The 22193-nt window shown below is 37.1% G+C and carries 21 protein-coding genes; 5 read left to right on the top strand and 16 right to left on the bottom strand.

Annotated features, from left to right (window positions below; translation table 11 throughout):
• The 12 genes from V5290_RS16730 to thrS all read right to left on the bottom strand — a co-directional run.
• Window positions 1–139: hypothetical protein (locus V5290_RS16730; protein ID WP_333388507.1), on the bottom strand; the 139-nt coding region annotated here is incomplete at its 3' end.
• Window positions 140–249: 110 nt separating this feature from the next.
• Window positions 250–588 carry a preprotein translocase subunit YajC gene (yajC, locus tag V5290_RS16735; RefSeq protein WP_113817674.1) on the bottom strand — a complete coding sequence of 113 codons (339 nt, stop codon included), beginning with the start codon at window positions 586–588 and terminating at the stop codon, window positions 250–252.
• A gap of 61 nt (window positions 589–649) precedes the next feature.
• Complete coding sequence (gene tgt, locus V5290_RS16740; RefSeq protein WP_333388457.1) at window positions 650–1774, bottom strand: tRNA guanosine(34) transglycosylase Tgt; 1125 nt, start codon at window positions 1772–1774, stop codon at window positions 650–652.
• Window positions 1775–1866: 92 nt separating this feature from the next.
• Window positions 1867–2916, bottom strand: a complete 1050-nt coding sequence (gene queA, locus V5290_RS16745; protein ID WP_333388459.1) for a tRNA preQ1(34) S-adenosylmethionine ribosyltransferase-isomerase QueA — start codon at window positions 2914–2916, stop codon at window positions 1867–1869.
• 128 nt (window positions 2917–3044) lie between these two features.
• On the bottom strand, window positions 3045–3749 hold the full coding sequence (phoU, locus tag V5290_RS16750) for a phosphate signaling complex protein PhoU (RefSeq protein ID WP_333388461.1): 705 nt from the start codon (window positions 3747–3749) through the stop codon (window positions 3045–3047).
• Between the two features lie 13 nt (window positions 3750–3762).
• A complete protein-coding gene (pstB, locus tag V5290_RS16755; protein WP_416351624.1) occupies window positions 3763–4581 on the bottom strand; it encodes a phosphate ABC transporter ATP-binding protein PstB in 819 nt (272 codons plus the stop codon).
• A gap of 98 nt (window positions 4582–4679) precedes the next feature.
• Complete coding sequence (gene pstA / locus V5290_RS16760; RefSeq protein ID WP_333388510.1) at window positions 4680–6341, bottom strand: phosphate ABC transporter permease PstA; 1662 nt, start codon at window positions 6339–6341, stop codon at window positions 4680–4682.
• A 13-nt stretch (window positions 6342–6354) separates the two neighbouring features.
• Window positions 6355–8580, bottom strand: coding sequence for an ABC transporter permease subunit (locus V5290_RS16765; protein WP_333388466.1), 2226 nt, complete (start codon window positions 8578–8580; stop codon window positions 6355–6357).
• A 202-nt stretch (window positions 8581–8782) separates the two neighbouring features.
• Window positions 8783–9139 carry a 50S ribosomal protein L20 gene (gene rplT / locus V5290_RS16770; RefSeq protein ID WP_028862951.1) on the bottom strand — a complete coding sequence of 119 codons (357 nt, stop codon included), beginning with the start codon at window positions 9137–9139 and terminating at the stop codon, window positions 8783–8785.
• A 16-nt stretch (window positions 9140–9155) separates the two neighbouring features.
• Window positions 9156–9353 (bottom strand): 50S ribosomal protein L35, encoded by a 198-nt coding sequence (rpmI, locus tag V5290_RS16775; protein ID WP_025564055.1) that lies wholly within the window; start codon window positions 9351–9353, stop codon window positions 9156–9158.
• A gap of 97 nt (window positions 9354–9450) precedes the next feature.
• Window positions 9451–10008 carry a translation initiation factor IF-3 gene (gene infC, locus V5290_RS16780; RefSeq protein ID WP_290039212.1) on the bottom strand — a complete coding sequence of 186 codons (558 nt, stop codon included), beginning with the start codon at window positions 10006–10008 and terminating at the stop codon, window positions 9451–9453.
• 10 nt (window positions 10009–10018) lie between these two features.
• The gene (gene thrS / locus V5290_RS16785; protein ID WP_333388477.1) at window positions 10019–11926 is read right to left on the bottom strand and encodes a threonine--tRNA ligase; all 1908 of its coding nucleotides are present in this window, start codon (window positions 11924–11926) and stop codon (window positions 10019–10021) included.
• A 246-nt stretch (window positions 11927–12172) separates the two neighbouring features.
• On the opposite strand from thrS, the gene V5290_RS16790 reads away from it, so the two are divergent.
• Window positions 12173–13054, top strand: a complete 882-nt coding sequence (locus tag V5290_RS16790; RefSeq protein WP_333388480.1) for a glycosyltransferase family 2 protein — start codon at window positions 12173–12175, stop codon at window positions 13052–13054.
• A gap of 63 nt (window positions 13055–13117) precedes the next feature.
• Here V5290_RS16790 and V5290_RS16795 read toward each other — a convergent pair whose 3' ends face one another.
• On the bottom strand, window positions 13118–13381 hold the full coding sequence (locus V5290_RS16795; protein ID WP_333388483.1) for a YebG family protein: 264 nt from the start codon (window positions 13379–13381) through the stop codon (window positions 13118–13120).
• Window positions 13382–13571: 190 nt separating this feature from the next.
• Here V5290_RS16795 and V5290_RS16800 point away from each other — a divergent pair, with 190 nt between their 5' ends.
• The 4 genes from V5290_RS16800 to rsmF are packed head-to-tail and all read left to right on the top strand — an operon-like array spanning window position 13572 to window position 18956.
• A complete protein-coding gene (locus V5290_RS16800; RefSeq protein WP_333388486.1) occupies window positions 13572–14165 on the top strand; it encodes a paraquat-inducible protein A in 594 nt (197 codons plus the stop codon).
• On the top strand, window positions 14158–14790 hold the full coding sequence (locus tag V5290_RS16805) for a paraquat-inducible protein A (RefSeq protein WP_333388489.1): 633 nt from the start codon (window positions 14158–14160) through the stop codon (window positions 14788–14790). The genes V5290_RS16800 and V5290_RS16805 overlap by 8 nt, the downstream gene beginning before the upstream one ends.
• Window positions 14780–17455 carry a PqiB family protein gene (locus tag V5290_RS16810; protein WP_333388492.1) on the top strand — a complete coding sequence of 892 codons (2676 nt, stop codon included), beginning with the start codon at window positions 14780–14782 and terminating at the stop codon, window positions 17453–17455. The genes V5290_RS16805 and V5290_RS16810 overlap by 11 nt, the downstream gene beginning before the upstream one ends.
• A gap of 55 nt (window positions 17456–17510) precedes the next feature.
• Window positions 17511–18956 carry a 16S rRNA (cytosine(1407)-C(5))-methyltransferase RsmF gene (rsmF, locus tag V5290_RS16815; protein WP_333388495.1) on the top strand — a complete coding sequence of 482 codons (1446 nt, stop codon included), beginning with the start codon at window positions 17511–17513 and terminating at the stop codon, window positions 18954–18956.
• A gap of 348 nt (window positions 18957–19304) precedes the next feature.
• Here the strand turns inward: rsmF and V5290_RS16820 are convergent, their stop codons facing one another.
• The 3 genes from V5290_RS16820 to V5290_RS16830 form a co-directional block, all read right to left on the bottom strand.
• Window positions 19305–19889, bottom strand: coding sequence for a hypothetical protein (locus V5290_RS16820; protein WP_333388498.1), 585 nt, complete (start codon window positions 19887–19889; stop codon window positions 19305–19307).
• Between the two features lie 634 nt (window positions 19890–20523).
• Window positions 20524–21186: a hypothetical protein gene (locus V5290_RS16825; protein WP_333388501.1), complete on the bottom strand. Its 663-nt coding sequence runs from the start codon at window positions 21184–21186 to the stop codon at window positions 20524–20526.
• A 91-nt stretch (window positions 21187–21277) separates the two neighbouring features.
• Window positions 21278–21937: a DUF5677 domain-containing protein gene (locus V5290_RS16830; protein WP_333388504.1), complete on the bottom strand. Its 660-nt coding sequence runs from the start codon at window positions 21935–21937 to the stop codon at window positions 21278–21280.
• Window positions 21938–22193: the final 256 nt, after the last annotated feature.

Consider the following 22193-nt stretch of genomic DNA (forward strand, 5'->3'; position numbering starts at 1 on the left):
ACTCAACTTTAGCACCACGAGTCGCTGAGACTTGTACAGCAGGATCTTCACCATAAAGATTTGGAGCAGCATAAACTAGGGTAAATAAAACGATGAACCCGAGTAGTAAATACTTCCAAAGAGGGTATTTGTTTAACACGATAATGTCCTTTAATTGACGCTAAAGGTAAAAAACTAACATCACAGCATAGAGAAATACTTTATTACGATGTTAGTCGTCAAAAAGGCAGGATAACCTGCCTTTTTTATTTAGATTGATTTCAGCGTACCTTTTGGTAATACAGCTGTAATAAAATCTCTTTTGATTACGATAGTGTTATTTTCATTTAACTCTATTTGAACGTATTCACTTTCAGCACTGATTTTAGCAACACGGCCGATTAAACCACCCGTTGTTAATATTTCATCATTTTTGCTGATGCTTTCCATCAGGTTCTTATGCTCTTTAGTACGACGCGCTTGTGGGCGGTAGATCATAAAGTAGAAAATTGCTGCAAAAACAACCAACATAAAAATCATTTGCATGCCGCCGCCATCTGCTGGTGCGCCTTCAGCTGCTGCATGTGCTTGAGAGATAAATAAACTCATGTTATATCCTTTATTGTATAAAAATTAAACTATCTAATGGTTTGGTAATAGTATTGTGTTATCAATTATTTAGAACTGGTTTTTCTTTTCCAATTCGCTTATAAAATATATCAACAAACTCGTCTAATGTACCTTCTGAAATGGCATCACGCAAACCTTTCATCAAACGTTGGTAATAACGTAAGTTATGGATCGTGTTTAAGCGAGCACCAAGGATCTCTCCACACTTGTCAAGATGATATAAATAAGCACGAGAATAGTTTTTACAAGTGTAACAATCACACTCTGCATCTAATGGGCTTAGATCTTCGCGATGCTTAGCATTTCGAATTTTAACCACACCATCAGTAGTAAATAGATGGCCATTACGTGCATTACGTGTTGGCATTACGCAATCGAACATATCCACACCACGGCGAACACCTTCAACAAGATCTTCAGGTTTACCAACACCCATTAAGTAACGAGGTTTATCTTCAGGGATTTTAGGAGCAATGTACTCTAAAATACGGTGCATATCTTCTTTTGGCTCGCCAACAGCTAGACCACCAATGGCGTAACCATCAAACCCAATTTTCGCAAGACCATCTAAAGAAACATCACGTAAGTGTTCGTAACAACCACCTTGAATAATACCAAACAGTGCGTTCGGATTTTTCTGTTCGTCAAAACGTTTACGACTACGTTCTGCCCAACGTAATGATAACTTCATTGATACATCAGCTTCTTGCTCAGTAGCAGGGTAAGCAGTGCATTCATCAAAAATCATTACAATATCAGAGCCAAGGTCATATTGAATATCCATTGACACTTCTGGCGATAAGAAGACTTGATCGCCATTTACAGGGCTTCTAAAGTAAACGCCCTCTTCTTTAATTTTACGCATTTTACCTAGGCTGAATACTTGGAAACCACCTGAGTCAGTTAAGATTGGACCTTTCCAGTTCATGAAATCATGCAGATCACCGTGTTGACGGATCACTTCTTGGCCTGGGCGTAACCAAAGATGGAAAGTGTTGCCTAGTAGAATTTCAGCACCTGTTGCATCTACTTCTTCAGGTGTCATCCCTTTTACCGTACCGTAAGTTCCAACTGGCATAAATGCAGGCGTTTCAACAGTGCCACGGTCAAAGGTTAAACGGCCACGACGTGCACGGCCATCAGTTGTAATTAATTCGTATTTCATGGTTTTCCTTATCAGAGAAACAGTCTGATTTTTATTGAACAAGCGCTAATTCCGACTCATCGATATAACGAGCCAGAAGTGAGCGTTTTATTTTATGATGCTGTTTTTTTAGTTAAGAACATGGCATCGCCATAACTAAAGAAACGGTATTTTTCTTGTATTGCTGTTTGGTATGCATGGTCAATATTTTCTTTTCCAGAAAATGCACTAACCAACATCAGTAAAGTTGATTCTGATAAATGGAAGTTAGTCACCATTGCATCAACTAATTGAAATTCGTAACCAGGATAAATAAAAATACTGGTTTCAGAAAAGAACGGCGCTAATGGCAGCCCTTTTGCTAAGGTGGCACTCGCAGCACTCTCAATTGAACGCACAGAAGTAGTACCAACAGCAATAACTCGTCCACCCGCAGCTTTTGTAGCAATAATTTTATCAACTACTTGTTGCGATACTTCTGCATATTCACTGTGCATTTGATGATCGAGTATATTATCTACTTTTACAGGTTGAAATGTACCAGCACCAACATGCAAAGTAACGAAAGCTGAGTCAGCGCCTTTCGCTGCTATTTTATCTAAAATCGCTTGATCAAAATGCAATCCCGCTGTTGGCGCAGCTACAGCACCTGGATTTTTATTATAGACAGTCTGGTAACGCTCTTTATCTGCATCTTCATCGGGTCTATCAATATAAGGAGGTAACGGCATATGACCGATACGCTCTAGTATTTGTAACACAGTTTCATCACTGCTTACTTTGATTTCAAACAAAGGACCTTGACGTTGCACCATTTCTGCTTTGACATCATTCTCAAGCAATAGTTTACAACCAGGTTTTGGAGATTTTGAACTGCGTACATGTGCTAGGAAAGTCGTTTCATCGAGTACACGTTCGACGAGTACTTCTATTTTGCCACCTGTTTCTTTAGTACCAAATAAACGAGCTGGAATCACACGTGTATCATTGAAGATCAACAGGTCTTTTTCATTCACTAAATCAATAATATCAGTGAAGTTTAAATGCTGTAATTGGCCGCTATTAGCCTCTAATGAAAGTAGACGGCTATTAGTACGCTCTGGCATTGGGTAACGCGCAATCAATTCTTCAGGGAGATGAAAAGAAAAATCAGAAACTTTCATTTAACGGTTCCAGTAAATAAAAGGCGCAGTATACCTGATGCTGCATAGGCTGCAAAGGTTTGTCGTTAAAATGAAAAAAGCGCAGATAATCAAATTATCTGCGCTTTTAATGTGTTTATAATAGGTTTTTATTCAATCAGAGAATTAATCTCTTCTTCTGTTGCATGGCGAACATCAATACCTTTGACTAGATAAACCACTTGCTCACAGATATTTTGACATCTATCTCCAATACGCTCAATGGCACGCGCTGACGCGAGTACATTAAGTACAAATGGAACAGAACGCGGATCTTCCATCATGAACGTCATTAATTCACGTAGGATGCTTTCATACTGACGATTTACTTTTTTATCTTCATTATGTACTGCAATCGCAGTATTAAGATCTAAACGTGTAAATGAATCCAATGAGTTATGTAGCATTTTGATAACAATCTGCCCCATGTTTTCTAGCCCAATCAATGACGGTACTTTCTTACCATGGTTTTCAATGGCCATCTTTGCAATAGCAACCACACTATCACCAACACGCTCTAACTCTGTTACTGTTTTCATAATCGTTAAGATTAAACGTAAATCAGATGCAGCAGGTTGACGTTTAGCAATAATACGAGAACATTCTTGGTCAACACGTGTTTCAAATTGATTTACTTCGTTATCTTTTACGATCACTTCACGCGCTAATTCTAAATCGTTATCAGCCATTGCCGTTAATGCATCAATTAATTGCTGCTCGATTAGACCACCCATTTGCATAACTTGGTTACGCACACTTTCAAGTTCAGTATTAAACTGACCTGAAATATGACGGTTTAAATTTAAGTTTTCCATTTTAGCTCCTTATTTAACCGTAACGTCCGGTAATGTAATCTTCTGTTTGCTTTTGTTTTGGTGAAGTAAATAAAGTATTCGTATCAGAATATTCAATCAGTTTACCCATATACATAAATGCAGTTTGGTCTGACACACGTGCAGCTTGTTGCATGTTATGCGTAACAATCACTACGGTGAATTTTTTCTTCAATTCAGTAATCAACTCTTCAACGGTTAGTGTTGAAATTGGATCCAATGCTGAAGTTGGTTCATCCAGTAATAATACTTCAGGGCCAATAGCAATGGCACGTGCAATCACAAGACGTTGTTGCTGACCGCCTGATAAGCCAAATGCATTATCATGAAGACGATCTTTCACTTCATTCCATAATGCTGCGCCGCGCAACGAGGTTTCACATGCTTCATCTAATGTACGGCGGTCATTAATACCTTGTAAACGTAAACCATATACTACATTTTCATAGATGGATTTTGGAAAAGGATTCGGACGTTGGAACACCATACCGATACGGCGACGTAGTGACGCTACATCAACTGATTTATCGTAGATGTTAATTCCTTGAAGTTCGATATTGCCATCTACACGACAGATTTCTACTAAATCATTCATACGGTTGATACAACGCAATAACGTTGATTTACCACAACCTGATGGACCAATAAAGGCAGTTACTTTACCTTTCGGTATTTTCATAGATACATTATGAAGCGCTTGTTTATCACCGTAAAACAAGTCTAAGTTTTTAATTTCTAACGCTGTATTTTCAGGCGTTAGCGTATTTAAATCATCTGTTTTCGCGTTTAAATTTGATAAATCAATCATTGTCATTCCTACTCTCTATTCACGCACACTATGGTGCGTGATTTTGTAATGTCTAATACGTTAATAGTTTATGTTCATTGTTCTTTAAACGATGCCGCTATCTATTAATGCTCTAATGCTCTGTATTTTTCACGTAAATTGTTACGAATTGCGATAGCCGCTAAGTTTAATCCGATGATCACAGTCACTAATAAGAATGACGTTGCATAAACTAACGGACGTGCAGCCTCTACATTCGGGCTTTGGAAACCAACATCATAGATATGGAAACCAAGGTGCATGAATTTTCTTTCTAAATGCAAGTATGGGAAGTTGCCATCAACCGGCAATGTCGGTGCAATTTTAACCACACCCACCAACATCAATGGTGCAACTTCACCAGCAGCACGTGCTACCGCTAAAATAAGACCCGTCATAATCGCAGGACTTGCCATTGGAATAACAATTCTCCATAACGTTTCTGATTTTGTCGCACCTAGTGCTAACGAACCTTCACGTAATGTACTTGGGATACGGCTTAACCCTTCTTCTGTTGATACAATAACAACAGGTAAAGTAAGAATAGCCAAAGTTAATGCCGACCATAATACGCCAGGCGAACCAAATGTTGGAGACGGTAATGCTTCAGGGTAAAGTAACTGATCGATGCTGCCACCCAGAATGTAAACAAAGAAACCTAATCCAAACACACCATATACGATTGATGGTACACCCGATAAGTTAATTACCGCGATACGAATGAATTTAGTGATACTGTTTTTACCTGCATACTCATGTAAGTAGATTGCAGCTACTACACCAAATGGCGTCACAATCACAGCCATTAACATCACCATGAATACAGTACCGAAGATCGCAGGAAATACACCACCTTCTGTATTTGCTTCACGTGGATCATCACTAACAAATTTGTAAACCTGGTGTAGCCAGTGACCGACCTTTTCCACGAAACTCATGTCGTTTGGTTGATAAAAATCTAGTACATAAGATAAAGGCATGCTCACTGAACGTCCTGTCATATCTTTTACGATAACAGTGTCACGCTTAGCTTGGTCACGATAACCGAATAACTCATTTTCTAAACCTAAATACTCAGCACGTAAAGCATCACTTTGCGCTTTAAATTCAGCAATTTTAGCCTCAGTTAATTCACCGTCTAACTCAAGTTTACGTTGCGCTAGGCGAATATTAGCTAAGTCATTATTAATACGGCCAATATCACCAGTTAATAAATCATGCTCTTTATCACGGAATTCCAATGCACGATCAAGACGCTTGTGTAATTCATCAACTAAGTTTGCTTGTTCAATTGGAAGCGTTGTTTCACCTTCTTTTATCGCTTCAAGATAACCATAGAAATTACCATTTTTAGTACGTTCGAAAACCACAATATCATGAGCAACTTTCTTATCTGTAATATAAGTATCTAGAATCCATTGGAAATCTAAATCAACATATTCACGGTTACCAATTTTGATTAGGAAACGATCTAATGAATCCGCTTCGTCTTCTAAACCAGTAACACCACCATCAATTAACTGTTGCTTTAATACATGTTCAGTATCGTAAATTTCACCGATTAATACTGACTTTTCAGCTTGCTGATTTTGTATTGAAAACTCATATACTGTTGCAGGCCAGAAGAAGCTTAACCCCCTCCAACCAATTAATAAAAATAACCCAATTACTGCGATTAAACTCAAACTTACAGCACCACCTGTCATCCAAATCCACGGTGTGCCTGATTTAAACCATTTACCCATAATAACTAACTCCCATTTATAGGCTTGAATATTTTTCACGCAAACGCTGACGAACAAACTCAGCGACCGTGTTAAAGAAGAAGGTGAAGATAAACAGCACAAATGCAGCGAGGAATAATACGCGATAATGTGAACTACCTACTTCTGACTCTGGCATTTCTACCGCGATGTTAGCCGATAACGTACGCATACCTTCGAATATATTCCAATCCATAATAGGTGTGTTACCTGTTGCCATTAATACAATCATTGTTTCACCAACGGCACGTCCCATTCCCATCATAACAGCAGAGAAAATACCTGGGCTGGCAGTTAAAATAACCACTTTAGCCAATGTCTGCCAGCGCGTTGCACCTAGCGCTAATGAGCCCATAGTTAAACTTTTAGGCACACTGAAAATAGCGTCTTCAGCGATTGAGAAAATAGTTGGAATAACCGCAAAACCCATCGCAATACCTACGATTAATGAATTACGTTGGTCAAAATTAATACCTAGGTCATTAGTTAGGAAAACACGTGTATCACCGTTAAATAACCATAGTTCTAATGTTTCACTAAAGGCCATTGAGAAGTAGCCAGTAGCAACTAAGATAGGAAGTAACACCAGTGGTAATACACCTTCACTGACCTTATCACTCATTGATTTAGGTAAATTAGTCCAAATCATCGCAGCAACTAAAATGCTTGCCGGTAAAGTAATTAATAGAAGAATAATACCTGGCAATTGACTCTCAACAATTGGAGCTAACCAAAGTCCGGCTAAGAAACCAAGAATAACGGTTGGTAGTGCTTCCATTATTTCAACGGTTGGTTTGATATAAGAGCGAATACTTGGAGACATAAAGTAAGCGGTATAAATGGCAGCTGAAATTGCAATTGGCACAGCAAATAGCATCGCATAAAAAGCAGCTTTAATAGTACCGAATGAAATAGGCACTAAACTCATTTTTGCTTCAAAGTCATCACTTGCAGAAGTTGATTGCCAAATAAACTGTGGCTCAGGGTAACCTTCATACCACACTTTTTGCCATAACGCTGACCATGTAATTTCAGGGTGTTCATTGTCAACAGTGTAGAGCTTGATAACATCTGCATCAGAAACCAAAATAGCATTAGCACGTGGAGAAATAGCGACATTCAACGCACCCGCTTTAGAAATAGATTCAGTTAATAATTCCGTTTCACCTGTGGTGTGTAAAATCGATAACTCACCTGCTTCAGTAGTTGTTAAGAATCCTTTACGGTAAAACTCAGGCACGATATTAGTCACTTCATTAGGCGCTTTGAAATCACGAATAAAAGTAAACTCACGTTTATTATCACTAAGCACTTCAAACCATTGACTAATCACGCCATTTTCATTAGCAACAAGTAATGAACTTGCACCCGTTAATAATTGAACGTTATTAACGTTACTGCCTTTAGCATTGATTTTAAAGGCTGAATCAATATGAATATCATCTGTATCAGCAATGTCGTAGACCATTAAATCATTACTGCTGCGTACAAATAATTTACGCAAGTTTGGCGTTAGTAATAGCTGGTCAACCTTGTTTGGGAAGCCCGGTAATGTAAATAACTCTTGTGACCATTCAACGTCACCGGTCATAAAGTTTTCTTCACCTGATACCAACATGTAAACACCCTCACCATCGGCATTTACGGCAGCTATCCCGGCATTCTCTTCATTCATTTCAAATGCTAGATGATGTAAAGGTTGTTGGTTTTCTGATACAACGAAAACGTCTTCACCCAATGGAAAGTCCAATTCAGGTGTAATTAACCTTTTATCATTTGGATAGGTTGTTGCAAAACTAGGTTTAACGACCTTTACTTCTCCTTGCATATTAGTTAACGCAAAAATGCCACTTGCAGGCATTGTCTTAGTTATCTCGATGGTATCTTCAAAGGCTTGATATTGGAGTAAAGACTGACCTAAGTCATCGTCTCTTAAGGAATAAAAACGCAATAAACCCTGCTCATCCATTTGATAAGCGACTTCGTTTTGCTCATCTATGCCTTGAGCATAAATAAGTGTTGCATCTTTACGTTGAAAGGATTGAGTTTCTTCAATACTAACTGGTGCAAAAATAGGTAAAACTACGTATAAAAGGTAACCGAAAATTAACAACAAAGTGACCAATACTAAGGATCCGCCTGTTGTTACTCCATATTTTACTAATTTATCCTTAACCACTCGCTTTTTATTCGCTTGTAGCGTGGCCGCTAAATCACGTTCCATTTACTATCTCCAACATAATTGATGGCGGAGATTATATTTCTCTTTTGTGACAGTTATATTACACCTGTCATATTATTGCTATTTAGCAAGGAGATAGTTTGGATTTTGTGAAAAATCGCTTTTGAGGAGTTCGAAAGGTAAATTTTAAGCAAAAAAAAGGAGACATAAATGTCTCCTCTTCAATACTGTTAATCAATAATGATTAAGCTAGCGCTTTTTTAGCAACTTCTACTAAATGTGCAAATGTTGCTTTATCAAATACAGCAATATCAGCTAAGATCTTACGATCGATTTCAACAGAAGCCTTTTTAAGACCATTGATGAAACGGCTGTAAGATAATCCGCTTAAACGAGATGCAGCGTTAATACGTGCAATCCATAGTTGACGGAACTGACGTTTACGTTGACGACGGTCACGGTAAGCGTATTGACCAGCTTTAGTTACTGCTTGAACTGCTACGCGATAAACACGTGAGCGAGCTCCGTAATAACCTTTAGCTTGTTTTAAGACTTTTTTATGGCGTGCACGAGCTTGTACACCGCGTTTTACTCTTGGCATTTTATATATTCCTTACTTAAGCGAATGGTAACATTCTGTTAATACTAGGTACGTCTACTTTTGCTACCATGCTTTGAGCACGTAGGTGGCGTTTACGTTTAGTAGATTTCTTAGTAAGGATATGACGTAAGTGAGATTGCTTACGTTTAAAACCACCAGAAGCAGTCTTTTTAAAGCGCTTTGCAGCACCTTTGTTAGATTTCATTTTAGGCATTGCGAACTCCGCATTGTTAAAATATTTAAATTAAACCAGTAAGGCGAGTAAATAATGCGAATATTCTCATATTCGCATTTCAATACTTCTTTATGCCTTAGCTAGCACGTTTAGGGCCAAGTACCATCACCATTTGACGACCTTCCAACTTAGGGAAAGATTCGACAGTCGAGATTTCTACTAAATCGTTTTTAACGCGATTTAATAATTCCATCCCAAGTGATTGATGCGCCATTTCACGACCACGAAAACGTAGCGTTACTTTGGCTTTGTTACCCTCTTCTAGAAAGCGAACCAGGCTGCGTAGTTTTACCTGATAGTCGCCATCATCAGTCCCAGGACGGAATTTTATTTCCTTCAACTGAACCTGTTTCTGATTCTTCCGTTGTTCTTTAACGGATTTACTCTTTTCAAAGAGAAATTTGCCATAGTTCATGATGCGACAAACTGGCGGCTCAGCGTTTGGACTGATTTCAACTAAATCCAGATCTGCTTCAAATGCCATATCTTTAGCTTCTTCTAAAGAAACAATACCAACAGGTTTGCCTTCTGCGTCAGAAAGACGTACTTCAGTACCAGTTATTTCATCGTTTAAACGATGTTTGTTGCCCGTTTGCGGGGCTTTTTTTGCACCTTTTATAACAAATTCCTCCAAGTAATTAATGTTATGAGCGGGAAATGATCTCTTGCTTCACATGGTCAATGAAATTATCAACCTGCATTTTACCAAGGTCATCACCCTTACGCGTTCTTACTGCAACTTCGTTTGCTTCAACCTCTTGGTCGCCGATAACGAGTAAGTATGGAACACGCTTTAATGTATGCTCGCGGATTTTAAAGCCTATCTTCTCATTTCTCAAGTCCGAAATGGCTCTAATACCCATTTTTTTCATTTTATTGACAACTTCTGTAACAAAACCTGACTGTTTATCAGTAATATTCATTACAACCACCTGTTGAGGTGATAACCAAGTTGGGTAAATACCCGCATATTCTTCAGTTAAAATACCGATAAAACGTTCCAAAGAACCTAAAATAGCACGGTGAATCATAACTGGTGTATGACGTTCGTTATCTTCGCCAACATAAGTAGCGTCTAAACGACCTGGCATAGAAAAGTCTAATTGTATTGTACCACACTGCCACGCACGACCTAAACAATCATATAAAGTAAATTCGATTTTTGGACCATAAAAAGCACCTTCACCTGGTAAATACTCGAATTTAACACCATTTTCGTCTAATGCATGTGCCAAAGCAGCTTCAGATTTATCCCATGTTGCATCATCACCAACACGTTTTTCTGGACGAGTAGACAATTTAACTACAATATCTTCAAATCCGAATGTTTTGTAACATTCAAATACCATGTTGATACATGCAGATACTTCTTCAAGAATTTGTTCTTCTGTACAGAAGATATGAGCATCATCCTGTGTAAATCCACGAACACGCATTAACCCGTGTAAAGAACCCGATGGCTCATTACGATGACATGAGCCAAACTCAGATAAACGTAACGGAAGGTCACGGTATGATTTTAAACCTTGGTTAAAGATTTGAACGTGGCCAGGACAGTTCATTGGCTTAATTGCGTAGTCACGGTTTTCACTACAAGTACAGAACATGCCGTCTTTGTATTTATCCCAGTGCCCCGATTTTTCCCATAATGAACGGTCTAAAATTTGTGGTGCTTTTACTTCTTGGTAACCAAAGGCAACAGTTTGCTCGCGAATATAGCTTTCTAGTTCGCGGAAAATAGTCCAACCGTTTGGATGCCAGAACACCATACCCGGTGCTTCTTCTTGCATATGGTATAGATCTAACTGCTTACCAATTTTACGGTGGTCACGCTTTGCAGCTTCTTCAAGACGTTTTAAGTAAGCATTTAACTGCTTTTTATCTGCCCATGCTGTACCGTAGATACGTTGTAGCATTTTATTATCTGCATCTGCACGCCAGTACGCGCCAGAAACTTTCATCAACTTGAACCATTGACTAAATTTCATCATTGGAACGTGTGGGCCACGACACATATCTACATATTCTTCGTGATGGTATAAACCAGGACGATCACCTTTATCAATACCTTCAAGAATCTCTAATTTATATGGCTCATTACGCTCTTTAAATACGGCAATAGCTTCATCAACGCTTACTTTCTTCTTCACAACTTTATAATTAGTTTTAACTAACTGTTGCATGCGTTTTTCAATTTTTGCTAACTCTTCATCATTAATGGTTACGTCTAGATCAACATCGTAGTAGAAACCGTTATCAATGGTAGGACCAATTGCCATTTTTGCTTCAGGGTACAATTGTTTAATTGCATGGCCTAATAAATGTGCACATGAATGACGTAATATTTCTAAACCTTCATCATCTTTACTGGTGATGATAGCTACTTCCGCATCGGTTTCAATCGGATCACAAGCATCAACAAGTTGACCGTTAACGCGACCAGCGATACAAGCTTTTGCTAAGCCTGGGCCGATATCTGCAGCGATTTCCATTATAGAAGTAGTGTTGTCGAATTGACGTTGATTTCCATCGGGAAGAGTAATAATTGGCATGCTATTTTCCTCACAGTGATGCTTCCAACCAAAAAGCATATGTATTTTAGTAATTTAAAACGAACAGGCATTCTAGACAAATAATAAGCATATTAAAAGCCTGAATTAACCTAATCTTAAAAGTTTCACCTTAGAAACAGTAAATAAATTAAGTCTTCGCTGTTATCTTATATTTTGATATTGTTTAGGTTGGTACTTACTAACAATCGTTTAATGTCTTAATAATCTTTATTAAAGGTCATGCACATGATGAATGTTTCTATTTCTGCCGTTATTCCTGCCTATAATCGTCCTGACTATTTAGAAAGTGCGATAAAAAGCGTATTAAACCAAACCTACCCTATTACAGAAATTATTATTGTTGATGATTGTTCAACCACAGATCTATTACCTATTATTTCAGCTTTTGATGACAAGCGGATTCATTATCATCAATCGACTAAAAATATGGGCAACGGTTACTCTAGGAACCAAGGTACTAAATTGGCCAAAGGTGAATGGATAGCTTACTTAGATGACGATGACATTTGGTTTGACAATAAAATACAATTACAAATAGAAGCCATTGAGAAGTATCAGTGCATCGCATGTTTATCTTCACTAGAGCATCTAGAAACAGGAAAAGTACATCAACCTGATGTCGGCGAGTTTGTAGAAGATAAACACCTCCGATTAGGCAACCAATATTGTGGTACATCCGGGCTGATTGTTTCTAGAGCAGCAATACTGCCTTTACTCTTTGACGAAACGCTAAAGTGTGGGGTAGATTGGGATATTTACATACGACTTAACCAAGTCGGTAAAATTCACTATTTACAGCAACCTTTATTTTATTATAGACAAGGCAATCATAGTGGAATTATAAGTAACTTAACTAAACTCAGTGTTGAAAACTATGATTCTAGGTTAACGGCGATTAAGAAGCATCGTCATTGGTTAGGAGAACATAAATATAAAAAAAGATTAGCAAAACAAATTTTATATTACGCATTTTCAAAACCTAAGCCCCAAGATTGGATTTATTACTCTATTAGAGAAGCTGGCATACCTGCTACTTTAAATGTCATAGTCAAAAAGTGTTATGAAAAAATAAAAACAAAATTGGGGTTTGCAAGTAAGGTCGTATAACAAGCAAACTTCATAGTTGCTAAGTTGCTACTACCCAGCTATTGCATGAATAATTTTAGCGAATTATTCTTGTTCTTTTTCTATTGATTCAAGGCTATATGACTGGCCTTTAAATAGGTTTTGTAATACATCTTTATTACTTGCTATGTATAGACCTAACTCTTCCAGTTGCTGATCATCCAATGATACTGGACTATCACTTAGAAATAATGCAATTTGATCAGCGCTATCTAGCATCTTATCGTATGCATCGGCTTCTTTCTTACTGGTAAAGGTCATTTTTTCAACACCCTTTCTTTCTACAATGTATTTAATGATGACTGCCACGGTGGCCTCTTTTTTATAACAATTAAAGATGGTTTTTGCCCATACTTACTTTAATTCTGTAGTAAATATCGACACAACAAAATAACATGGGTATACATACAGTACTACTTGCACTTTAATAATGCAAATTTTGTCATATTATATTTAGTTTGCTATCTTATTCTCTATCTCAAATTACTAATAAGTAAGTATGAATACAATTATTTGTAGGCACTGTGACTTAGTTTCAGAACGGCCTGCTTTAACAAAGGGCTATGTTGCCAAATGTTCACGTTGCCAACATATCTTATATAAGGCTAAAACCGCTAATGCAAAGAAAATATTAGCTTTAGCGATCACAGCGCTACTACTTGCTATCCCAGCTTTTTCTTTCTCTTTGGTCTCGGTTCATTTACTTGGTGTAACAGAACAAACTAATTTATTACAAGGCGCATTACTACTAGTAGATTTTGCACCTATTGTTGCTTTAGTGGTGATCTTTTGTGCAGTGGTAGCTCCGGTATTACTTACCGTTTGTATGTGCTTTAACAGTGCATGTGTTGTATTAAACCGGCGTCCTCGGCTATTAAATCCATCGCTTAAGCTAACCAGTCTATTAATTCATTGGTCCATGTTGGAAGTCTACATAGTGAGTTTTATGGTTGCTCTGTTTAAGTTGAATAGTTACGCAGACATTTATTATGACAATGGTCTATTGTTTTTAGTCGCTTTGTTAATTATTAATATGAGCATGATATGTGAATATAGTAATGCTTATTTTTGGGACTTCTTAACTAATGAATAAACCCTTAAAAAGTGGCTTGAGTGCGATGCAACAAAATACGCAACTATGTAAAGTGTGTGAGCGAGCCTCTACCATTAGTTTACACCCAACACATTGCCCACATTGCGGTAGCCCTGTTTCAGTAAGAACAAAACACAGTATTCAAAAAACTTGGGCGTTATTGTGTATTGCATTTATTTTTATCTTTCCGGCCAATATTTACCCGATAACTTTTTTAATTAAGAACAATGAAGCTTACCCAGACACCATTTTATCTGGCATCATGACTTTACTTTCTACAGGTATGTCAGGTATTGCACTTATTGTATTCGTCGCTTCAATGTTAGTGCCCGTTTTAAAAATTATTGCTTTAGCGGTGATCTCTTTAGCCGCTCATTTCAAATGGAAGATGAATCCTAAAAGGCAACTTATTGCCTATACCCTTGTCGATTGGATAGGACGCTGGTCGATACTCGATTTATTTGTTATTTCAATCATGATGGCTGTATTTGATAAAGGTAACCTTTTATCTGTATATCCAGGAATTGCCGCAACCTCATTTACTGTGGTGGTAATTACTACCTTATTCGCAGCACAAAGTTTCGATACTCGCTTAATATGGGACGCTAATCTCGATGCCAACTAATTTAAATACCAACACTGACTCGAATTCACAACCAGTGATGACTCGCTCTAGATCCATCTCACCAATTTGGTTTTTACCTTTTATCGCCGCGATACTGGCCATTTGGATCTTAATTGAAAATATTACCCATCGAAATGTTCAAATCAGTATTCACTTTACTAATGCAGGCGGGATCATTGTTGATAAAACCAAGGTTCGTTACAAAGGAGTGATTGTTGGTACCGTCAAAAAAGTAGAATTAGATGAAGTTGATGGTGTTAATGTCATCGCTGAGATTGAATCACATGCAACCTTTCTGTTAAAAGAGAAAAGTAAATTATGGTTAGTTTCGCCTAAAGCCTCTTTAACTTCTATTACAGGTTTAGATACCTTATTTTCAGGCAGCTATATTAATATATTACCCGGTGAAGGTGATGATGCAACGGAATTTATGGCCGCTGCGGAACAACCAATTACCATTCCCGACAATGCATTATTACTAAATTTAACAAGTAATAGTGCTGACTCTATCACTATCGGCACACCTATCTTTTTCAAAAAAATCCAAGTCGGAGAAGTGGCACGTGTTAGATTAGATAAGTCAGGAAAACGCGTCACTATCCAAGCATTTATAGAGAAAAAATATAGCAGTTTAGTCAAGCAAAAAAGTAAATTTTGGAACATCAGCGGATTGAATGCCAACTTATCGCGCTCGGGTGTTGAATTTAAACTAGATAGCTTAACCACACTGATTGCAGGCGGTATTACTTTCAACAGTCCTGATGACTCTGAACCTGCTGAAAAAAATCAGGTATATCAATTATTTGATAATATAGCGGATAGTAAACAAGGGCTTAGTATTACATTACAGCTTAATAATACTAATAATTTACCAAAAAGAGCTGGCATCCTATTCAAAGGTCACGGGATTGGGCGTGTGGATAATATTCGTTACGACACCGAGAGTCAGCTGTTTGTTGCAGAGGCAACCATCAACCCAGCATTCAGTGAATTAGTCACGGAAAGTGCTGAGTTTTGGGTTGAGCAAGCATCGTTGTCTTTTTCTAAAATAGAGAACTTAAGTAATTTGATTACCGGTGATTACATCAGTTTCTCACATGGTGAAAATTATCTTGATGAAGCACAAAAAACACAATTTATGGTGAAATCTCACCAACCTCAATCACAAGATAACTTAAGCCTTACTGTCATCGCAGACAATGCAGACGGGTTAAGTGAAAATGCCCCAGTGACCTACAAAGGGTTAACCATTGGTCAGATTAGGGCTTTATCTCTAACCAACGATAGCAATCATATACAAGCCGTAGTACAAATTAATCAACCATTTACTTACCTTATTAATTCACAAAGTAAGTTTCATTTATTAAGTGGAGTCAATGTGAAAGCCTCTTTACAAGGGGTAGAAGTCAATAGCAAACCGATACAAAATATTATTCAAGGTGGTATCGCTTTGTATAATGAAAAGCCAGTTAATAAACAAACAACCAACGCCATCAAACAAAACCATAACTTCTATTTGTATGCATCTAAAGAGATGGCTAAATTAGGGAAAGATGCCTTCACGACTCCATTACAAGTAAAGTTATTAAGTAAAGAGTTACCCTCTGTTACGGTCGGCTCACCTGTTTATTATCATAAACTGGCTATTGGTGAAGTCAGTGATTTAACATTACATGATACAAGCTTGATGCAAACCACCATTAATATTAACCCTAAATTTAAACATTTAATCAATGATCAAACGATTTTTTGGAATGTCAGTGGTTTTGCAGTAGATGCAGGATTATCAGGCATCACAGTGAATGCACAATCACTTTTATCTATTGCAACAGGTGGTATTGCAATTGAATTACTACCAGGAGTCACGACCAATAAAAACCAGGATGGCACATATCGGCTTTATGATGACTATCAGCAAGCTACTCAACCAACTAAACAGGTCACTTTACTTTTCGATGATGCATCTGACTTAAAAGTTGGCAATAAAGTAAAATTAAAAGGGTTAGAAATTGGTGAAATTAGCGGCTTAACATTAAACAAAAGTAACAGAGTCGTCGCGACTCTAGACATTATGAATACCTATTTTGAAAAAGTCGCAAAGCAAGGCAGTCGCTTTTGGGTAGTACGCAGTGATATTTCTTTATCCGGTGCCAAAAACCTATCAACACTGATCAGTGGCGTATTCATTAATGTTACGCCAGGACAAGGTAAGGTTAAAAATCAATTTGAAGGAGAAGATGAAGCCCCTCTGCTCGATACAGATAAAATCGGTCTAACGCTAGTCTTATATACTGATAATGCTGGCTCAACAAACATTACTAGCCCAATCTACCACCGCCAAATACAAATCGGTGAAGTGACAGATAAACGCTTAAATAACAACGCGTCCGGTGTTGAAATTATGATTAATATCTACCCTGAATTTGCACATCTTATCCGAGAAAATAGTATTTTTTGGCCAGTCTCTGGTTTTAACCTTGATATTGGAATCACAGGAGCAGCACTCAAAGCAGCTTCATTAACCTCGCTATTAAAAGGAGGAATAAGCATGAGCACGACCGATAACAAACCATTACAGCCGGCAGCAAGTAACTATTCAACCTTTAAATTAAAGACTAGATTAAATAAAGATTGGCTAGATTGGAAACTTAGCATTCCTAATTAAAATTAGATTGTGCTATCTTGCGCGCATTAATCGTGCGCGTTTTGTAAGGACACCAATGGATAACAATACTTTTATACCTCAAGCTTTTATCGATAAAATGATCGGAATTTTACCTGAACAGTTAACTATCGATGATTTACTTACCGCATGTCGACGCCCTTTACGTCGAGCGATTAGAGTTAACACACTTAAAATAAGTATTGAAGATTTCCAACTTATCGCAGACAAGCACCATTGGTCATTAACAGCTGTTCCGTGGTGTGAAGCAGGCTTTTGGATTGAGATAGAAGACGAATCAGTCCCACTTGGTAATAGCGCAGAACACTTGGCAGGTTTATTTTATATCCAAGAAGCCAGCTCTATGATGCCAGTATCTGCTTTGCTGAGTCATTACCAACCAACTCATCAGTCTACCTTGTTAGATGCAGCTGCCGCACCAGGTTCAAAAACCACACAACTTGCTTCAGCGACTAATAACCAAGGCTTAATCATTGCTAATGAATACTCCTCAAGTCGCATCAAAATGCTACATGCCAATGTGCAACGATGTGGCATTCAAAATATTGCATTAACTCACTTTGATGCGGCTGTATTTGGTCAATGGCTACCAAACACATTCGATGCTATTTTATTAGATGCGCCCTGCTCCGGTGAAGGCACAGTACGTAAAGATAAACATGCCATGAAGAACTGGGAACAAGGTGCTATTGAGTCAATCGCAGTCACCCAGAAATCACTAATACAAAGCGCTTTTCAGGCACTTAAACCAGGCGGTGTGATGGTTTACTCCACCTGTACGTTAAGCCTAGAAGAAAACCAAGAAGTCTGTCATTTCCTACAACAAACGTACCCTGAACAAGTTAAATTTTTATCACTTGAAAGCTTATTTGAAGGCGCAGAGCAATCCTTGACCCAAGAAGGTTTTTTACATATTTGGCCTCAAATATACGACACCGAAGGATTTTTTGTTGCAGCCATTCAAAAGACGGGATTAGTAGAGAGCGAGCAAGCTAATAAACGCTTAGGAAAGTTTCCTTTTCAAGTTCCACCAGCAACGACGAAAAAAAACCTATTAAGTTATTTTAATACTCAATTTGGTATTAATGAATTTAACGGTGTGCTTTACCAGCGTGATGATGAATTTTGGATATTCCCTGAGAATATAATCCCATTAATTACTGAATTGCGGTTTTCTCGATTAGGCATAAAAGTCGCAGAACAATTTGGTAAGGGCCGTAAATCAGGTTTCAGAGCCAGCCATGAGTTTGCAACTTGTTACGGTCAACAAGCGTCGAGTAACAAAATCTCATTAACCGCTGAACAAGCTAAGCTTTATTATCAAGGTCGCGATATTCATGACATTGAAACAAAAAACAATAAAGGTGAAGTATTATTAACCTATCAAGATCATGTCATTGGCTTAGGTAAATCACTAGATAATCGCATCAAAAATAGCCGACCTAGAGATCTGATTATCGACCAAAACTTATTTGATTTTTAACCGCTAAAAATATCTATTTCAAATCAGGCCTACAGTTTGCTGACTATTAATAGTCAGCAAACTTTAAAACAACTAGCATCAAGCAGCCAAGTATTGTTAATTGTCATTGTTTAATGCGACTATGTCGATTGAGCTTTATTGAGGGTTTATGGGATGATTTATCTCACCAAAAAAGTGAGTTAAGAAACAATCAAATTTCGACTAATACCGCTTAGAAAAAATTGTAATATGTCTAATGTATAACACTTCAAACACTGACGTGTAGGCCGGCGTTGTTTTGCAATATTTTTCTTTAGCAAAAACAATGACAACCATTATGCGTCCAGTTGATCAGCAGCTAGTAGGCGTTTAGTTCAACATACCTGTAGGCTCTTCAGATTTACTTTTGTGAACTAATTCCACTTCAGCAATCTTTGTATCAGCCTCTTCTCTTGTCATAACATCTTCAGCACATAACCAATTAAACTTACCAATTTCATCATCAAGTTCGTTCTCAAGGTTAATTTCAGCATACCAATCTAATAACTGTTTTTTCTTTCGTTTATTTAACTCATTAATAATTTCATCATGTTTTTTATCTTGAATAACGAAAACATTTCCATACTCAGCCTTATACACTGAATATTTTACCTTAGAAAAGTATGAATATAGTAAACATAACAAACCAATTCCCAGCCAGAAACCTTTACCAGAAGTCGGTGCACTTAAATAAATTGCATATCCAAGCTGAAAAACACCTAAGCAACACCATAGAAAACCAACATTTCTTAACCATTCATTTTGCTCAATACGTACAGATGATTTACTTGGAAAACTGGCATAACTCAAATCTACGTCATCTGAACCACTTTTATCTTTAAAGTGAAAATTAAATGATTCATCCTTGAATGTAAATGTATGTTTATTTGAACCTTTTTTTTGTACTATTTCCACATTATTTCCTTTACTGAGTAACGATATTCTTAATCTGATTATTTAAAATAAAACACAGTATTTTATATTTACTTGATATTCAAATAGATTATTCATCTTTTCAATAAATGATTGATTAAATTGAGTTGTAATGTTGTTTACGAGGTTAATTAGGTTGGATTATTATTGTTTAAGAGCTTAGCCCTTGAATTAATAAACTAATTCTGAGCAGCCATTTATTCTGGTTTGCATAACTGGGCAGATATAACCTATTGTTAATAATAATGGAATAGCCCAGGATATAGGAAAGTGCATATTCAAATGTACCTGGAATAATTTGCTATGCGAAATTAATTGGAATGAATTTACTTTGGCAAGATAAGTCAGGTTTGCCTCTTTATTCTAAAAGAGTGCCATCATGTTTATCTCTGAGCGAATAATAACTATTAGATCACAGAGGGACTGCTCAATAAAGGTTGTTTTTTGTACAACTAGAGATTATGAAAAAAGAACGTAAAAACATTCTTTTCGGAGAAATTCTACAGCCTCAACGCCCGCATAAGCTGCGGAACATGTTGGACGCTTTTTTGCGCCTTTTTCTTTTAAGCAAAAAAGCGAACAATGTGTGACGTCAGATTTGATGCGCTTGTTATGCCTAAATTTCGCTCAGCTCTCGCCTCATTTGGTTTAACAGCGATTTTGAATGCATCTGTATTTGATTAGCTAATTCTGCCGCTTTAGCTTGAAACAATTCTGTTTTTTCATTTTGTTGATTTATTATGATGTCAGTGAAGTTAGTCATGTATTCGTTGGTGCAATCCATAGACTCTTGAGTTAAGTTCTCGATTTGCTCGAATGTTTCAAGCATTTCATTTGTAGCAATTAACTTTAAGCGATTTGATTCATACTTTAACTTCAGCACATCCTTCAAGCCTTCCTGCATTAATGCTGAAACTTGAGAACTAAGCCAACCTACAACTTGCCTTTCTCTTTCTTTATCACCAGCTTCAGTGGCTGCTAAATAGTTTTGGAGATACTGATCAAAAATAGGCTGCATACGCTCAGGCATCTCTATCTGATTCTTTTTTCCAAAACTATCCAAGTCTGTAACGTATTTACCATATTCAGATGCTTTTAAATCGAATATTTTAAGCCTTCTATCAGCTCTATATCTTAAATCTTGTTCAAGTTGTTTTAGGCTTCTTTCATGGCGCTGTTTATTGAAATATGCGAAGCCCAACCACAAAACATTTATGATCCCAAAGATCCAAGCGTAAAACTTAGGGTTTTCTTGGATTAACTCATAGATTAATTGCATAACTTCCTTTTAGGCATAACGCCTCGTTAACCGGAGCGTAGGTTGGTATTGTTTTTGCGCCTTTGTCTTTTGCAAAAACGATGACAGCCGTTTACGCTTCCGCGTTTAACGACTTGTTATGAGTTTTATTTATTTGATCTATGATTTTTTGAGCGTATTCTACCGCATGTTCAGACTTACCCAAAAAAGAAAGAGTATCTTTTAAACAAAGCGCAAACAAATTAGTTGCTTGCTCAAAATACATAATAATTTTTTCATCGTCAGCCATTGTACCTAAATAGGCAACATTGTCTGTTGAGTGAAACTCTATTAATGCTGATAAATTACCGTGGCAATGTAAAGAAAGAGCTTTGTAATAACCATTGAATAATTCAGAAAGTTCAGCCTTTTTAAAACGTTTATTTACAGAGGAATATTTACCCATAGATTTGTAGTAATTAGATTTTTCCAAATCAAAGTTTTTGCTCACTTCATGTAGTTGCCAATATAGTGATTTAGTCATCTCTTCATAGTGCAAGGGATCTTTAATACAAGATAGTAAGTCCGCATATGATTCCAAAGCCGTCCTGAGAATAACAGGAGCGCTAGAGATACGTTTCTGATTTAGAAGTAACACAGCATCAAGACAAAGCTCACTAACACGAGTAGCTAGAAGTAAAATATACTTCTCTTGGATAGTATTATATTCGAGACCATCGAATTCAGACTCTCGTAATTTTAATAATGTAACCCAATTATCGACGGTACTCATAGTTACCTTAAACTCATAACGAGGCTGTAGAATTTCTCATTTTCAGCCTGATTATTTAAAATAAAAACACATTAATTCATATTTAGTTGAGATTCCAATAAATAATTCGGATTTTCAATAAATGATTGATTAATTTGAGTTGTAAAGACGTATATGAGGTTATTTAGGCTGGATTATTTCGGTTTAAGGGCTTAGCCTTTGGCTTAATGTAAACTATTCCTTAACTTCTCTATATTATGAACGAGACAGTACATTT

The organism is Psychromonas arctica (assembly GCF_036697365.1).
Classification (GTDB): domain Bacteria; phylum Pseudomonadota; class Gammaproteobacteria; order Enterobacterales; family Psychromonadaceae; genus Psychromonas; species Psychromonas arctica_A.